The organism is Bacillus sp. HMSC036E02 (assembly GCF_001836235.1).
In the GTDB taxonomy this organism is placed as follows: domain Bacteria; phylum Bacillota; class Bacilli; order Bacillales; family Bacillaceae_G; genus Bacillus_A; species Bacillus_A cereus.
In genome coordinates this window covers 22,126-37,183 of sequence record NZ_KV827816.1, presented here as the reverse complement: position 1 = coordinate 37,183, position 15,058 = coordinate 22,126, and the positions used below count along the sequence as shown (strand labels likewise).

Here is a 15,058-nt window from a genome sequence, read left to right as displayed (position 1 = left end):
AAGTTATGAGCAAAACGATTCTTTTTACTGGGGGCGGTACAGCCGGACACGTTATGATTAATATTGTATTAATTCCTAAATTTATAGAGAAAGGCTGGAGAGTCGAGTATATTGGATCCAAAAATGGAATTGAAAAATCATTAGTGCAAAATGTTAAATACAATAGTGTTTCAACGGGCAAGCTTAGGAGATATTGGGATTGGGAAAATTTTAAAGATCCTTTTAAAATTATACGAGGTTGTTTACAAAGTTATAAATTAATTAAGAAAACAAAGCCTGACGTTATCTTTTCAGCAGGAGGATTTGTTTCAGTTCCTGTAGCTATAGGAGCATGGTTAAATCGTGTGCCTATAATTATACGTGAACCAGATAGCACATTAGGACTTGCCAATAAAATAGCATTACCTTTTGCTACAAAGCTATGCACAACATTTCCTCAGACAGGAGAAAATGTAAGGAATGAGAAGAAGGTTTATGTAGGACCAATTGTAAGGGAAGAAATTGAGAAGGGTAACGTATTACGAGGAAGAAGATATTGTGAATTTCAGCAAGATAAACCAGTATTATTAATTATGGGTGGGAGTCAAGGTGCTAAGTGGATAAATGATATGGTAAGGGAATGTTTAGATACAATACTATTAAACTTTAATATTATTCATATATGTGGTAAAGGGAAGGTAGACCCATCTATTGGCATGGAGGGGTATATGCAATTTGAATATATAGGCGACGAGTTGCTGCATATACTAAATATGGCAAGTGTTGTAGTTTCTAGAGCGGGTTCTACTGCTATTTCTGAATTGTTATTTTTGAAGAAACCGATGTTGCTTATCCCGTTAACTAACAGTTCCAGTAGGGGAGATCAAGTTTTAAATGCTGAATATTTTTCACGGCAAGGATATGCTGAAGTTATACTCCAAGACAGAGTAAGTAGGAATACATTTATACATGCAGTAAATAAGTTGTATACAAATAAGGAGAAATATATTCAAAACATGAATGGATATAAGAAAACAAATGATGAGGGAATTCATCAAATAATAGATATAATAAATGAAGTGGTGAAGTAATAGAAATGTAAATAGAAAAACAAAAGGAAAGAAGGTATCTTCTTTCCTTTTTACTATATTTGTTCAAATTCATTATTATTTATTCTAATTAGTTATGTACTATCGGTGAATGCCGTTTTCTAATAGCTCAGTAAATGCATGAATATGAATAGGTTTACTGTAATAATAACCTTGAATAAACTGACATTTATTTTTTTGAAGGAAATTTACGTGCTCTTTCGTTTCTACACCTTCAGCAATGACAGACATTCCTAATGTATTTGCTAATGTGATGATCGTTTTAATAATTTCCATTCCATCATCACATGTTTCAGACATTGTAATAAATTCTCGCGGGATTTTTAACGTATCAATTGGATACAAAGGTAAGTAGGCTAGCGAAGAATAACCTGTACCAAAATCGTCGATAGAAATGTGAATCCCTAAACTTTTTAGTGTACGCAGTTTTATCAATGTTTCTCGCTCATCCATCATTGCAATTCGCTCTGTTAATTCAAGATCAAGAGAGTTTGCTGGTAAACCTGTATTTGTTAAAGTAGAAGAAATAGATTTTACAAAATCCTCTTGTTCAAATTCCTTAGCAGATAAATTTACACCTATTTTTAAATGTGAATATCCGAGTGCGTGCCAACGTTTCATTTGCTTGCAAGCCTGCTCTAATGTCCATTTACCTATTGAAATAATTTGTAGTGTTTCTTCTGCAATCGGAATAAACTCGTATGGAGAAATAATACCTAATTCAGGATGATTCCACCTAATTAAAGCTTCTGCACCGATAATTTTATTAGATTCACTATCAACTTGAGGTTGATACAAAAGGAACAATTCTTCATTTTGTAATGCGTTTGGTAAATCTTTTTCTAATCGTAATCGTCTTTCAATTTTTTTAGCGATTACATCGTCATAAATAGATACAGAGTTAAGTTCTTTTGCTTTTGCATCATACATTGCAACATTAGCGTTTTTCAGAAGTGTAGCGGTATCGATTCCGGAATGTGGATAAATAGCGATGCCGATACTCAGTGATAAAGTTAATTTATGCTCATGTATGATAAATGACTTTTTCATGCATTTAAATAATTGGTTACATAATTGGAATAAGTAATCTTCGTCAGTATAGTTTTCAATTATGATTGTAAATTCATCGCCACCGATTCTTGAAAGATGAGTATGTGATGGAAGACATGATTGGAATCGCTTTGCTACTTCTTCTAATATGTAATCTCCTGATGAATGTCCAAGTGTATCGTTAATTGCTTTAAAGCGATCTAAATCTAAATATAATAATGCAAACTCGCTTTCTGTTATTTTAGCATTTTTTATAACTCTCTTTAATTTCTTATGGAAAAAGGCACGGTTCCCAATTTTCGTTACAGTGTCATGGAATGCTAAATATTTTATTTCTTCTTGCTGTTTTTTTAGTGCAGTAATATCTTTCACCATAATATAGCTTCCTGAAATTTGTCCGTCTATTATAATAGGAATGATTGTAACGTATAAAAAATAAGTAAAGCCATCTTTATATTGAGAACTAAGTTGTAAGAATGCCGATTCTTGTTGTTTCACTTTTTCTAATGCCATTGCTAGCTTATGCTTATCTTCATCTAAAATGATCGAAAAACAAGTTTCACCTAGTAACTCATCTGTTGGTGCCCCAAGTAGTACACTCCCAGCCTTATTTACATTTAAGAATATTCCATTTAAATCAATGGTGAAGATAGGGTCAGGATGATATTCATATAATGATTTAAACTTTTGCTGTTTTTGAGAAAGAGCCTCTGATTTATGAACTAAATCAGACGTCCGTAAAGTAACTTTTTCTTCTAGTTGGGCATTAAATGCCTGCAAACGTTTTGTTAAGGAATTGTTTTGCATACGTACGATAGAATGACGAATGAGTACGAAAATAAAAGTAATACAATTTCCTGTAATGAGAGTTGAAGATGATGTTTGTTCTTTTAATGTAAACCCGATTAGTATTGCAACAGCAAGATAGGGAAATACAACTAAAGCTTTTTTTCCTATTATAGGGTTTACAAGGAAATAATTTTTATGGCTATTATGATCTTCTGAAATAGAGCCAGCTATTGCAATAAGTAATATAGGTATTCTATATAAAAGACGTAATAATATTATCGTTTCAGTTGATAAGTGGTTATTTAAGTAAAAATAAATATAGTTAAAAGTTGCAGAACTTATTAATACAAAAATAAAGATATAAATTTTCCGTTTGGAATTAAAAATTGTTGGACGGAAAAAGAGACTAACACCTAGTAGTAGAAATAATAAATCTGCAATTGGGTATAAAAATGAAAGGAAAACATCTCCTAGTGAAAGAGCGAATATATTTAAATTTGGTTGATTAAATAAATACCATTCTAATGTAAATATGGAAGTAAGCACTATGCATATATCACAAATAAAGAACGCTTTTTCCCATTTATTGCATTCCTTTAAGATTTTATAGCAGAAAGCGATAAGACAGAAAAATAGAAAAAACATATAAAATACATCAGAAACCGTAAAACGATGTATTGGAATTTCGAAGAAGCTATCTTGATATGTATATACTATTTTCCCTAATAAAAAACTACCAATTGCTATTGTAATACATATCCAAAACGGATTTGAACTGACTTTTTTAGAATATATAGAGTAAATCAGTGATACAAATGTAATGGCTTCAACGACAAGTGAAGCGAAGCGTACATCTGAATTTGAAAAATGAGTAGGGAACAGATAGAAAAATATAAAATAGATTGAATAGCATATTAATGTTCCGATTAATATACATAATTGTAAATTTTTATTTAATTTCAATGAAATCACCTTCTTTAATTATGCACTATGTTCGTTATATCTATACATAATAATATTATTTAAGAATTGTATCAGATTTCCTTATAAAAATCATGTTTATAAGGAAAGTGTTAAAGAGTGTAAGTATTCTTAAGGTTTAAAAAATATTGCGGTTGATAGTATAGACTGCATCAAGACTTTAAATAGAAATTGTATATTTAGTCATCCTTTGAATTGTAAAGTTTTTTTAGTGATTTGTAAGTGGAGATGCAAAATTGCATATAAAATGATGAGTATCCTTTTTTGGGGAGCTTTTTATTTTTTAATCTGAAAATTAACATTTGTGAAAATGTTGAGAAAGGATATAAAATAAGAACGTGTATTCTTACAGAGTGGAATAGTATTGCCACTAAATAGGGAGGCTTTTTTATGATATATCGAATTAAAGATGCAGAAATATACTATGAAATTGTGGGAGAGGGTAAACCGGTCATTATCATACATGGCTGCGCCCCTGACCATAGGTTAATGATGAAATGTATGGAATCAGTATTTCAGAAATATGAAGGTTATAAGCGAATATATATTGATTTACCTGGAATGGGAAAATCGAATGCTCCAAATTGGATAAATAGTTCAGATCGTATAGTAGAAGTGCTTATCACATTTATTGAGGAAATCATTTCTACTGAAAAATTTTTATTGGTAGGAGAATCATATGGAGGCTATTTAGCTAAAGGTATACTTGCAAAGATGTTTGAGAGAGTTAGCGGATTACTATTAGTATGTCCTGTTGTTGTAGCGGAGCCAGAAAAAAGGATTCTTCCAGATAAACAGGTAATTGTACAAGATGAGGAATTTTTAAATACGCTCACTTCCACAGAAAGAGAGGAATTTTGTGAGTTAGCTGTAATAGCAAATGAATATACATATAAGCGATTTAAAGAAGAAATTAAGCCTGGGTTAGATGTTGCTAATGATGAATTTATTGAAAGGTTGCAAAAGAATTACTCTCTTACTATGGATTTTCAGCGTGAAAAATATGAAAATCCCGTTCTTTTACTGACTGGAAGACAAGATATATCAGTAGGTTATCAAAATATTATAGAAATTATTGAAGAATATCCAAGGGCAACATTAGCAGTGTTAGATATGGCAGGGCATAATTTGCAAATTGAGCAGCCTGAATTATTTGAGAGTTTAGTAGGAGAATGGATTAGACGAACAAATCAGCACAGTTTATAAAGTATTTTAGTATTACGCCTAAGTGTTGAAATGGGATAAATGAACGTGATTTATTAACTTATCTCGCTATTTTCCTGTAAAAGCCCGATTAGTAAGGGCTAATTAAAGTTTCACTTTATAAAAAATTTTAAGGAGAAATTATGAGCACATATATTTATATGGTTAGACACGGTGAATCACCAAAACTAGAAGGAAATGAAAGAATGCGCGGGTTAACTGAGAGGGGACATATGGATGCCCGTAGAGTAACTGACATATTAAAAGCGGAGAGGATTGATACTTTTATTTCAAGTCCTTATAATCGGGCTATGCTAACGATAGAGGAGTCAGCTAATTTCCATGAAAAAGAAATAGTAGTATATGAAAATCTTAAAGAGTGTATGTTTTCAAGTGAGGATCAGGTTATATCAGACAAAGAGGTGTATCCACTTGTACAGAAGATGTTCTCTAATCCGGACTTTGCACGAACGGAAGGAGAGTCATATGCAGATTGCCAGAGAAGAGTAGTGAAAGTATTAAAAGAAATCTTAATGGATTTTCAAGGATGCAAAATTGTAATTGGTACACATGGGCTTGTCATGACATTAATGATGAACTATTTTGATAAACAATATGGTTTTGAATTTTTAATGAATACGTCAAAACCGGATATATATAAGATGGAGTTTAAAGAAGAACAATTAATGAATGTAGAGAGATTATGGAAAGAGGAATAAAATTAGTTGCATGGATTTTGTTGTAAAAGTTACTTTTATAGCAAAGTCTTTTTTTTGAATAGAAAGCATCTTTATCAACTATTTTTAGAATGTTAAATCAATAAGTAATTATTCAGTCTTTGAATAAATTATGGAGAAATTGGTTTAGGGAAACAATTTTAAATGTGTCAAAACTCCAAACGTTGGATTTATATTCAATAGGAGAAAAAGATGTAGAATTTTGTCTTACAGTCCCCGTTTACTTTTCATTTCATTACATATAGGCTTTGTGGTGTAAGGGAGACATTGCCTTTACGCAAAATCTATAAGGAGGTCATTGTAATGAAACAGATTAAAAAGTTTGCGGGAGTTGCTTTAGCGGGGACGATTGGATTAAGTGGACTACTGTTTTTAGAACCAAGTGTAAGCGTTGCGGAAGCACAGCAAGTGAAAGTAGAAAATTTCAATACAATTGATGTAACGATGAATCTAAATGAATTGTATGTATTAAGTGGCAGAAGTATTGATATTCTTTCTGGAGATAAAGAAGCAATTCAGTTAAATAAATACACAATTAGTTTTAATAAACCTGGGAAGTATGTGATTAAAGTAAATGGCTGTATTTATGATGATGTATATACTTTTATTGTAAATGAGTAGTATATATTCTTAAATTGCGAGATAAAAACAGAAACACCCTATTTACGGTGAGAGTCGTAAATAGGGTGGATTTATTTGTATTAAGCTGTACTTTAAAGATGTTCACTAATTTTCTTTTTGCCATGTAAAGTATGTAAAAGTGTTTGAAACATCTTAAATGATTGCTGAAAGATTGGACTTTGAATAAAGGTGTACAGAAAAGTTACGATGAAAACAGGACCTCCTAGCATAAATCCAATAACTAGTACAATACATTCTACTATGATTCTAGCACGGCTAATAGAAAGTCCTGTTTTGTCTGAAATAGTAAGCATGAATCCATCACGGGGTCCAGCGCCAATCCCAGCTGCAACGTACATACCTCCACCGATACCTGTAATGGCAATACCAGAAAATAAAATGAGTAAGTTTATCCATAAATAATTACTAGCTTCTGGAAGCATGTTTGATTGTAAGAAAAAGTCCATAATGGGACCGATAAGTAGTGCATTCAAAAATGTCCCCACATTTATATATTTTCGATCTACTAGTAAAGATATTAGAACGAGACATAACCCACATATGACACTCCACGTACCGATGGTCCATCCAAACTTTTGGTAGAGAGCCATATTTAAAACTTCCCAGGGGTGCAAGCCGAGAAATTTAACTTTGACTGCGAGAGCGTTTCCAAGGCCAAAGAAAATTAATCCTAAGAAAAAAAGAAAATAGCGAAAGAGAGTTAGCCTCATCTTTAAAACCTCCCATATTTTATAATTATGTATGTTACCTGTTACGGTCTTAATGTACAAATATTATGTCTTTTTATCATGCGTTTAAAAGTGTTAACAATGTAAATGAAATATACATCTTCACAGTCAAAAAAGTTAAAATATTTCGTTTTAAGGATTATAATGGAGGGAGAAACATAAAAGGGAGTGAATGAACTTGAAACAAGAACTTATTGAAAGATTTACGAGATATGTAAAAATTGATACGCAATCAAATGAAGAAAGCCATACAGTACCAACAACACCAGGACAAATTGAGTTTGGTAAGTTATTAGTGGAAGAGCTAAAAGAAATTGGTTTAACAGAAGTAACGATGGATGATAATGGCTATGTAATGGCAACACTTCCTGCTAATACGGACAAGGATGTTCCTGTAATCGGATTTTTAGCCCACTTAGATACGGCAACAGACTTTACAGGGAAAAACGTCAAACCACAAATTCATGAAAATTTTGATGGTAATGCAATTACATTAAATGAAGAGCTAAATGTTGTGTTAACACCAGAGCAGTTCCCAGAATTACCATCATATAAAGGACATACCATTATTACAACTGATGGTACAACACTTCTAGGAGCAGATGATAAAGCTGGTCTTACAGAAATTATGGTTGCAATGAACCATTTAATACATAATCCGCAAATTAAGCACGGGAAAATAAGAGTAGCATTTACACCGGATGAAGAAATTGGTCGTGGGCCAGCGCATTTTGATGTAGAGGCGTTCGGTGCATCATTTGCTTACACGATGGATGGAGGTCCATTAGGTGGTTTAGAGTATGAAAGTTTTAATGCTGCAGGTGCTAAGTTAACGTTTAACGGAACGAATACACATCCTGGAACAGCGAAAAATAAAATGCGCAATGCAACTAAACTGGCTATGGAGTTTAACGGGTATTTACCAGTAGAAGAGGCACCAGAGTATACTGAAGGATACGAAGGGTTTTACCATTTACTCTCTTTAAATGGTGATGTTGAGCAAAGTAAAGCATATTATATTATTCGAGATTTTGATCGTGAAAATTTTGAAACACGTAAAAATACCATTGAAAATATTGTGAAACAAATGCAAGAGAAGTATGGGAAAGATGCAGTCGTTTTAGAAATGAATGATCAATACTATAACATGCTTGAAAAAATTGAACCAGTAAGAGAAATTGTTGATATTGCATATGAAGCAATGAAAAGTTTAGACATTGAACCAAATATTCATCCGATTCGCGGAGGAACAGATGGATCACAATTATCATATATGGGATTACCGACGCCGAATATTTTCACTGGTGGTGAAAACTATCACGGTAAATTTGAGTATGTTTCGGTAGATACTATGGAAAAAGCTGTTCAAGTTATTGTAGAAATTGCAAGACGTTTTGAGGAGCAAGCTTAAAAAAGAACCAAGTAGTACAAATGTGCTACTTGGTTCTTTTAATATAGTACTCGCCACAAATAAAAAGTCGCATAAGACTCCCAATTAGCCCAGTTTGCTGCAAAGTCTTTTATTTCATCTTTAGTCGGTTTATTTTCGGAGCCTATTATAAATTTAATTGCATTATGGAGACCAACATCATCAATTGGAAAAGCTGAAGGGAATCTTAAACAACGCATTAAAACATAGTTGGCAGTCCATGGTCCTATACCATGGATGGCGGTTAATTGTTTCTCAGCAACCTTTACATCTTGTGTTTGCAGTAAATCCTCTTTTGATAGTTTTCTTTCTGTAATAAGCTTCGCAATACCGATTAAGTATTCACATTTTCTAGTCGTCATTTTTAATTGTTGGAGATCTTCTACATGTAGATTTGTAATTGTTTCAGGTGATGGGAATATCCAATGTTTTCTACCGTCCCATTCTACATAACTTCCAAATTGCTCAACTAATCTCCTTTTTAGCGTATAAGCATATGTTAAGTTAATTTGTTGACCGATAATTCCCCAGGAAAGTGCCTCAAATAAGTCTGGAATACCTAAATTACGAAGGCCATAATATTGTTCAATTGGTCCTTGAAGGAGTAAATCATGTTTCGCTAATGTATAAAAAGGGGCTAAATCAGTAGTTAAATCAAACCATTCTTTTATATAGTTAGCTACAGCATCGCTTACCCATCTTTCATGAGTATATAACTCTCCTAAAAAACGTATTTGAATATTGCCATCAGTATTCAAACTAATTTCAACTAAAGGATTTACATCTTGAACAGGGATAACTTTATAAATTTTATTGTCTTCAATATGGAACATACATTCATTGTTAGAACGTGATAGATAGCGTAAATTTTCTTGAAAACAAAATTCTTTCGGAACTGCTACAGATAATGCGCTATTATATTCTGCTGTCATATGAATTCCACCTGTAACTTTTCTAATGTAAGCAATTTTTTCTTCATTTCTAATCCACCCCTAAATCCGGTTAGTTTCCCATTCTTCCCAATAACACGGTGACAAGGAATAGTAATAAGGAGAGGGTTAGCAGCAATAGCAGAAGCAACGGCGCGCACAGCTTTAGGTTTTTGAATTCTTTCAGCAATTTCTGTATAAGAATATGTCTTTCCATAAGGAATTTCACGTACCGTATTCCAAACAGATAATTGAAAATTAGTTCCATAAGCATCGATAGGAAATGTAAAAGTTTCTCGCTTGTTTTCTAAATACTCGATAACTTCTTGCGTATATATTTGCAAGTAATCTGGACTATGAATCAATATATGTTGGGGCAGTTTTTTTCTAGCCCATATATTTAATTCTTCAAAGTTTTCGTCTTGTGATCCAATGAAACATAGTCCATTTTCAGTTGCAGCAATATGAAATCGCCAATTTTTATGTGTAAGTAGCGTCCAATATATATAATTATTTTTGTAGGAATTCATTATCGTATCCCTCTTTCATTTCGTTCTTTTTTCGATATTCAGTAGGAGTAAATCCGGTTTTCTTTTTAAATAAAGTTGCGAAATACTCTGGGTTTTCTATCCCGACAGCAGTACTAATTTCTTTAATAGATTGATTTGTGTGTAAAAGGTATTTGGTTGCTTTAAGAACCCTGAATTGTTGTATATATTCTATAGGAGTTAGCCCTATTATTCTTTTGAAAGTACGCTGTAAATGAAAAGGGCTACCGTGACACATTTCCGCAAGCATGTCGAGAGTTAAGGATTCGTCATAATGCTTTTCGATATAGTCTTTAATTTGTTCTACCCACTCTTCATTAGGTAAAGTGATCCCATTTGGCTTACAACGTTTGCACGGGCGAAAGTTTTCGCTTAATGCTTGCTCTGCATGATGAAAAATTCGTACATTGTTTCTATTCGGTATTCTTGATTTGCATGATGGCCTGCAAAAAATTCCAGTTGATTTCACAGCATAAAAGAATTTGCTATCATAGGAAGAATCATTATGAATAATTGCTTGCCAATACTCATTTGTTAATATAACTCCTTCATTGTGCAAAGAACATCACCTCTGAAATTAGTATAACCTGAATAAAGTGCGTATGTATGTATTCATAAATGTAAGAGCAAGATTACAAAGGTGAAAATATCGGATGGCGTTTAGATTATTTTGTTGTTTCGGAAAGAATGAAAGACCAGATAACAGAAGCGAAAATTAATAGTGAAGTGATGGGATCAGACCATTGTCCAGTTGAATTGCATATAAATTTCTAAAAAAAGAAGTATCTCCCTAATATTAGGGAGATACTTCTTTTTTTAATTCAGTTTGTTAAAATTTTTCAAATCATTCTTGAAATAATTTCATATTAAATATATACTTAGTAACGATAATCATTATCAGTGAAAATGATTATCAAGTGATGAAGGCGTAAAAGAATTATAGTCTAGGGGAAGTGAACGTGAATGAGTTCTGGATAAAATTATTAATCTAATGAAATATATATATGGGATAAGATTCATATAGTTAAATTCTATTGAGAATATAGTTTGAAAATTTGAGAGGAGACATATAAAGATGAACAAGAAATTATTTACTTTAGGGATGGTTACAGTTTTAAGTGTAGGTTTAGCGGCATGTAATAGTGCGGATAAAACTTCAGGCGAGCAAAAACAACAGACAAAAGCTACGGAAACGAAAAAAGATGAAAAACGAAAAATTACATATTTAGGTAAAGAATATACAGTGCCAGCAAAAGTAGATAAAATTGCGACAGCTAGTTTAGAGTCAATGGAAGATGCGGCAGTACTTGGAATTAAACCAGTTGGTGCCATTACTGTAGGTGGTAAACTACCAAAGTACCTGGAAAAAGAGTTAGAAGGTGCGAAATCTGTTGGTGAGAAAATGCAACCCAATTTCGAAACATTACTACAATTAAAACCAGATGTGATTACATCAAGTACGAAATTTCCAGCAGAAACAGCTGAAAAGTTTACGAAAGTAGCTCCTACATTCCCGGTATCACACGTTTCAACAAATTGGGAAGATAACTTAAAGTTAATGGGAGAATTAACTGGTAAAAAAGATAAAGCAGAAAAAATTATTAAAGACTACAATTCAGACGCTGAAAAAGCAAAAGCAAAACTAGGAGATAAGTTAAAAGATAAAAAAGTACTTGTCATTAGACTAAGAGCAAACGAATTATTCCTATATCCAGAAGGAGTATACTTCAACCCTGTAATTTATAAAGATCTTGGACTAACTGCTCCAGAACAATTGAAAACTGTAAAAGCACAAGAGAAAATTTCATTTGAAAAACTTGCTGAACTTAACCCAGATTATATTTTCTTACAATATGAGGCAAGTGAAAATAAAAATCCAAAAGTGTTAGAAGAAATTGAAAGTAATCCAATTTGGCAAAGTATGAATGCTGCGAAGGAAAAGAAAGTATTTGTAAACGTTGTAGATCCAATGGCACAAGGTGGTACTGCTTGGAGTAAAACTGCCTTCTTAAAAGAAGCAGTGAAAAATTTATCTAAATAATACAATAAGTAAGGTGCGTTGAATGATATGCAGAAAACAAATGCAGTACCAGTAACTATATTATGTATAGCACCCATACTCATCTTATTTACAGTTATACTTTCGATTTTGTATGGGGCGAAAAGTATTGATGCTGAAACAGTGTGGAACGCATTATTTCATTTTGATTCAAGTGATGTAAATCATAATATTATTATTACTTCACGTTTACCAAGGATAGTTGCAGCTCTTTTAGTCGGAGCATTTCTAGCCATATCAGGAGCACTTATGCAGGGGATGACAAGAAACTATCTTGCATCCCCTTCTATTATGGGTGTGACGGATGGTGCTGCCTTTGTTATTACACTTTGTATGATTTTTCTTCCAGGAATGTCATCAATTGGTATGGTTGTATGTTCAATGATTGGTTCTGCACTCGGAGCCGGTATCGTGTTTGGTTTTGGTTCGCTCCTTCAAAATGGCTTATCACCAGTTAGGTTAGCAATTATCGGAACAGTTATTGGAACATTTTTAAGCAGTGTATCGGCTGCCATGGCTTCGTATTTCCAAATTTCTCAAAATGTTAGTTTTTGGTTTAATGCAAAGTTAGATCAAGTAGATCCTAATATAATTAAAATTACGATACCGTTTGGGATAATTGGAATAATTTTAGCATTGTTAATATCAAAATCTATTACCATTCTTTCATTAGGCGAAGAGGTTTCTATTAATTTAGGACAGCGTACAAAACTAGTTAAAGCGATGGCAATTTTATCGGTAATTTTTTTAACAGGAACAGCAGTTGCTTTAGTAGGAAAAGTTGGTTTTGTAGGTTTAATTATTCCGCACATTACCCGCTTTATAATTGGAGTAGATTATAAATGGATATTGCCATGTGCAGGCGTTATTGGTGGGGTTTTCTTAGCGTTATGTGATGTTTTAAGTAGATTTGTAAATTATCCATTTGAAACGCCAATTGGAGTCGTAACATCTTTAATTGGAATTCCTTTCTTCCTTTATTTAATCCGTACAAGAGGAGGAGAGAGACATGCTTAAAAGTTCAAGTCAACGTTTCGGAATGACGATGGGGATTATTATATTTTTAATACTATGTGCTATTTATATTAGTTTAACAAATGGTACGTTCGACATTACGATTACAGATGTGTTTAAAACACTTTTTAGAATTGATCCAGTACCAGAACATGATTTAGTTATTTTTGAGTTTCGTCTTCCACGTATCGTAATTGCTGGATTAGTAGGATTAGGCCTTGGTGTTGCGGGTGCCGTTATTCAAGGGATTACGAGAAATGGATTGGCAGACCCAGGTATTTTAGGAGTAAATGCCGGTGCGGGAACAGCGATCGTCATTTTTATGTTTTTCTTTCAAGGACAATTAAAAAGCACAGACTGGGTTTCTATTATGATGATGCCAATGTTTGGTTTAGTCGGCGGATTAGGTGCTGCTATTATCATCTATCTTTTTTCTTGGAAAAACGGTAAGTTAGATTCGCAGCGACTTTTATTAACAGGGATTGCAATTGGATCAGGATTTGGGGCCTTTTCTATGTACTTATCACTCAAAATGAAGTCAACTGATTTCGAGATGGCTGCAGTGTGGGTTTCTGGAAGCATATATAGTGCGAACTGGAAGTATATTGTGGCTATGTTACCATGGCTTATTATTTTAATTCCACTTATACAAAAGAAAGCATATTTACTAGATTTATTTCAATTGGAAGAAACGAGTATTACAAGTTTAGGTGTTTCAGTAGAAAGAGAGAAATCGATTTTATTATTAAGCAGTATCGGGCTTGTGAGTGCATGTGTTGCTGTTTCAGGGAGTATCGGTTTTATTGGCTTAATGGCACCGCATATAGCGAAAAGACTTGTCGGTATTCAACATAAGTATATAATTCCCACGTGCGGCGTAATCGGAATGTTTCTTGTAGTTGCCTCAGACTTTATTGCAAAAACAGTTTTCACACCTGTAGAGTTACCAGTTGGAATCGTTATTTCTATTGTCGGTGTACCGTATTTCTTATATTTACTTTATAAGGCGAAAGCGTAAGAGGAGGAATAAAAGTGAGTATTTTAAGTGCAAAAAATTTAGAAACAAGTTATGAAAAGCTTACAGTGTTTCGCGATTTAAATGTGGAAATACAAGAAGGAAAAGTAACGACAATTATAGGTCCGAACGGTTGCGGTAAATCAACATTGTTAAAAACAATGGGAAGAATTTTAAAACAAAAAAGCGGAAAAGTATATTTACAAGGGCAAGATTTACATACAATTTCAACGAAAGAAATTGCGAAGCAGTTAGCTTTACTACCGCAAACTCCAATTGCACCAGGTGAACTTAAAGTGGAAGAATTAATTTCTTATGGACGCTATCCACATCGAAATAACGTAAATAAGTTAACGACAAAAGATAAAGAAATGATTGATTGGGCATTAAATATAACGAAAACTTCTGAATTTCGAACGAGACAAATTGCAAATTTATCAGGTGGTCAAAGACAAAAGGTATGGCTAGCGATGGCATTAGCACAAGAGACAGAAGTGTTGCTATTAGATGAGCCAACTACATACCTTGATATGTCTCATCAATTAGATGTATTACAAATTGTGGAGAAGTTAAATAAAGAACATAATTGTACGGTTGTTATGGTATTACATGATATTAACCATGCAGCAAGGTTTTCAGATGAAATTATTGCAATGAAGGAAGGAGAAATTGTTACAACTGGTAGCCCAGAAGAAATCATTACAAATGAAGTGTTAAAAGAAGTATTTCATATTGATGCACGTGTCATGATAGATCCGTATAACGGGGCTCCTGTTTGTTTCGGTTATGATAGCGTTGTATCTCAAGAAGAAAAAATCGAAATATATGTAACAAGTTAAAAAGGGG

At 33.0% G+C, this 15,058-nt stretch carries 14 protein-coding genes and 1 pseudogene; 10 read left to right on the top strand and 5 right to left on the bottom strand.

The annotated features are described in order from the left end of the window. The first annotated feature begins 5 nt into the window (after positions 1-5). Positions 6-1,070 (top strand): undecaprenyldiphospho-muramoylpentapeptide beta-N-acetylglucosaminyltransferase, encoded by a 1,065-nt coding sequence (locus HMPREF2590_RS04585; protein WP_050822057.1) that lies wholly within the window; start codon positions 6-8, stop codon positions 1,068-1,070. Between the two features lie 99 nt (positions 1,071-1,169). On the opposite strand, the gene HMPREF2590_RS04580 is transcribed toward HMPREF2590_RS04585, so the two are convergent. Further along, complete coding sequence (locus tag HMPREF2590_RS04580) at positions 1,170-3,890, bottom strand: bifunctional diguanylate cyclase/phosphodiesterase (RefSeq protein WP_050822056.1); 2,721 nt, start codon at positions 3,888-3,890, stop codon at positions 1,170-1,172. 408 nt (positions 3,891-4,298) lie between these two features. On the opposite strand from HMPREF2590_RS04580, the gene HMPREF2590_RS04575 reads away from it, so the two are divergent. The 3 genes from HMPREF2590_RS04575 (at position 4,299) to HMPREF2590_RS04565 (ending at position 6,469) form a co-directional block, all read left to right on the top strand. Next, positions 4,299-5,114 (top strand): alpha/beta fold hydrolase, encoded by an 816-nt coding sequence (locus HMPREF2590_RS04575; protein WP_000640332.1) that lies wholly within the window; start codon positions 4,299-4,301, stop codon positions 5,112-5,114. A 140-nt stretch (positions 5,115-5,254) separates the two neighbouring features. Then, on the top strand, positions 5,255-5,830 hold the full coding sequence (locus tag HMPREF2590_RS04570) for a histidine phosphatase family protein (RefSeq protein ID WP_000109178.1): 576 nt from the start codon (positions 5,255-5,257) through the stop codon (positions 5,828-5,830). Positions 5,831-6,151: 321 nt separating this feature from the next. Further along, entirely contained in the window at positions 6,152-6,469 is a 318-nt protein-coding gene (locus HMPREF2590_RS04565) for a hypothetical protein (RefSeq protein ID WP_000809495.1), read from the top strand. Positions 6,470-6,561: 92 nt separating this feature from the next. Here HMPREF2590_RS04565 and HMPREF2590_RS04560 read toward each other — a convergent pair whose 3' ends face one another. Beyond that, a complete protein-coding gene (locus HMPREF2590_RS04560) occupies positions 6,562-7,200 on the bottom strand; it encodes a YczE/YyaS/YitT family protein (protein ID WP_001241259.1) in 639 nt (212 codons plus the stop codon). A gap of 196 nt (positions 7,201-7,396) precedes the next feature. Between HMPREF2590_RS04560 and pepT the strand changes: the two genes are divergently transcribed. Next, positions 7,397-8,629 carry a peptidase T gene (gene pepT / locus HMPREF2590_RS04555; RefSeq protein ID WP_002098141.1) on the top strand — a complete coding sequence of 411 codons (1,233 nt, stop codon included), beginning with the start codon at positions 7,397-7,399 and terminating at the stop codon, positions 8,627-8,629. Positions 8,630-8,667: 38 nt separating this feature from the next. On the opposite strand, the gene HMPREF2590_RS04550 is transcribed toward pepT, so the two are convergent. From HMPREF2590_RS04550 to HMPREF2590_RS04540, 3 genes are read right to left on the bottom strand one after another with little or no spacing between them, the layout of a single operon-like run. Further along, positions 8,668-9,579: a DNA-3-methyladenine glycosylase 2 gene (locus tag HMPREF2590_RS04550; protein WP_000123515.1), complete on the bottom strand. Its 912-nt coding sequence runs from the start codon at positions 9,577-9,579 to the stop codon at positions 8,668-8,670. Then, complete coding sequence (locus tag HMPREF2590_RS04545; RefSeq protein ID WP_001089839.1) at positions 9,576-10,106, bottom strand: methylated-DNA--[protein]-cysteine S-methyltransferase; 531 nt, start codon at positions 10,104-10,106, stop codon at positions 9,576-9,578. The genes HMPREF2590_RS04550 and HMPREF2590_RS04545 overlap by 4 nt, the downstream gene beginning before the upstream one ends. Then, entirely contained in the window at positions 10,087-10,683 is a 597-nt protein-coding gene (locus HMPREF2590_RS04540) for a bifunctional transcriptional activator/DNA repair enzyme AdaA (RefSeq protein ID WP_000551300.1), read from the bottom strand. The genes HMPREF2590_RS04545 and HMPREF2590_RS04540 overlap by 20 nt, the downstream gene beginning before the upstream one ends. A gap of 77 nt (positions 10,684-10,760) precedes the next feature. On the opposite strand from HMPREF2590_RS04540, the pseudogene HMPREF2590_RS28545 reads away from it, so the two are divergent. The 5 genes and pseudogenes from HMPREF2590_RS28545 to HMPREF2590_RS04520 form a co-directional block, all read left to right on the top strand. Next, positions 10,761-10,898: pseudogene (locus HMPREF2590_RS28545) on the top strand (exodeoxyribonuclease III); the annotation flags it as partial. Positions 10,899-11,199: 301 nt separating this feature from the next. Continuing rightward, complete coding sequence (locus HMPREF2590_RS04535) at positions 11,200-12,165, top strand: iron-hydroxamate ABC transporter substrate-binding protein (protein ID WP_001035506.1); 966 nt, start codon at positions 11,200-11,202, stop codon at positions 12,163-12,165. 27 nt (positions 12,166-12,192) lie between these two features. Then, positions 12,193-13,200: a FecCD family ABC transporter permease gene (locus HMPREF2590_RS04530; RefSeq protein WP_001173049.1), complete on the top strand. Its 1,008-nt coding sequence runs from the start codon at positions 12,193-12,195 to the stop codon at positions 13,198-13,200. Further along, on the top strand, positions 13,193-14,215 hold the full coding sequence (locus HMPREF2590_RS04525; RefSeq protein WP_000920451.1) for a FecCD family ABC transporter permease: 1,023 nt from the start codon (positions 13,193-13,195) through the stop codon (positions 14,213-14,215). The genes HMPREF2590_RS04530 and HMPREF2590_RS04525 overlap by 8 nt, the downstream gene beginning before the upstream one ends. Positions 14,216-14,229: 14 nt before the next feature. Further along, positions 14,230-15,051: an ABC transporter ATP-binding protein gene (locus tag HMPREF2590_RS04520; RefSeq protein WP_000025773.1), complete on the top strand. Its 822-nt coding sequence runs from the start codon at positions 14,230-14,232 to the stop codon at positions 15,049-15,051. Positions 15,052-15,058 lie beyond the last annotated feature (7 nt).

Excerpts from the sequence above, each read along its gene's own strand:
- HMPREF2590_RS04575 (WP_000640332.1), top strand. The coding sequence starts at position 4,299 with ATGATATATCGAATTAAAGATGCAGAAATATACTATGAAATTGTGGGA.
- HMPREF2590_RS04530 (WP_001173049.1), top strand. The coding sequence starts at position 12,193 with ATGCAGAAAACAAATGCAGTACCAGTAACTATATTATGTATAGCACCC.
- HMPREF2590_RS04525 (WP_000920451.1), top strand. The coding sequence starts at position 13,193 with ATGCTTAAAAGTTCAAGTCAACGTTTCGGAATGACGATGGGGATTATT.
- HMPREF2590_RS04550 (WP_000123515.1), bottom strand. The coding sequence starts at position 9,579 with ATGACAGCAGAATATAATAGCGCATTATCTGTAGCAGTTCCGAAAGAA.
- HMPREF2590_RS04570 (WP_000109178.1), top strand. The coding sequence starts at position 5,255 with ATGAGCACATATATTTATATGGTTAGACACGGTGAATCACCAAAACTA.
- HMPREF2590_RS04565 (WP_000809495.1), top strand. The coding sequence starts at position 6,152 with ATGAAACAGATTAAAAAGTTTGCGGGAGTTGCTTTAGCGGGGACGATT.
- HMPREF2590_RS04535 (WP_001035506.1), top strand. The coding sequence starts at position 11,200 with ATGAACAAGAAATTATTTACTTTAGGGATGGTTACAGTTTTAAGTGTA.
- HMPREF2590_RS04560 (WP_001241259.1), bottom strand. The coding sequence starts at position 7,200 with ATGAGGCTAACTCTCTTTCGCTATTTTCTTTTTTTCTTAGGATTAATT.
- HMPREF2590_RS04585 (WP_050822057.1), top strand. The coding sequence starts at position 6 with ATGAGCAAAACGATTCTTTTTACTGGGGGCGGTACAGCCGGACACGTT.
- HMPREF2590_RS04545 (WP_001089839.1), bottom strand. The coding sequence starts at position 10,106 with ATGAATTCCTACAAAAATAATTATATATATTGGACGCTACTTACACAT.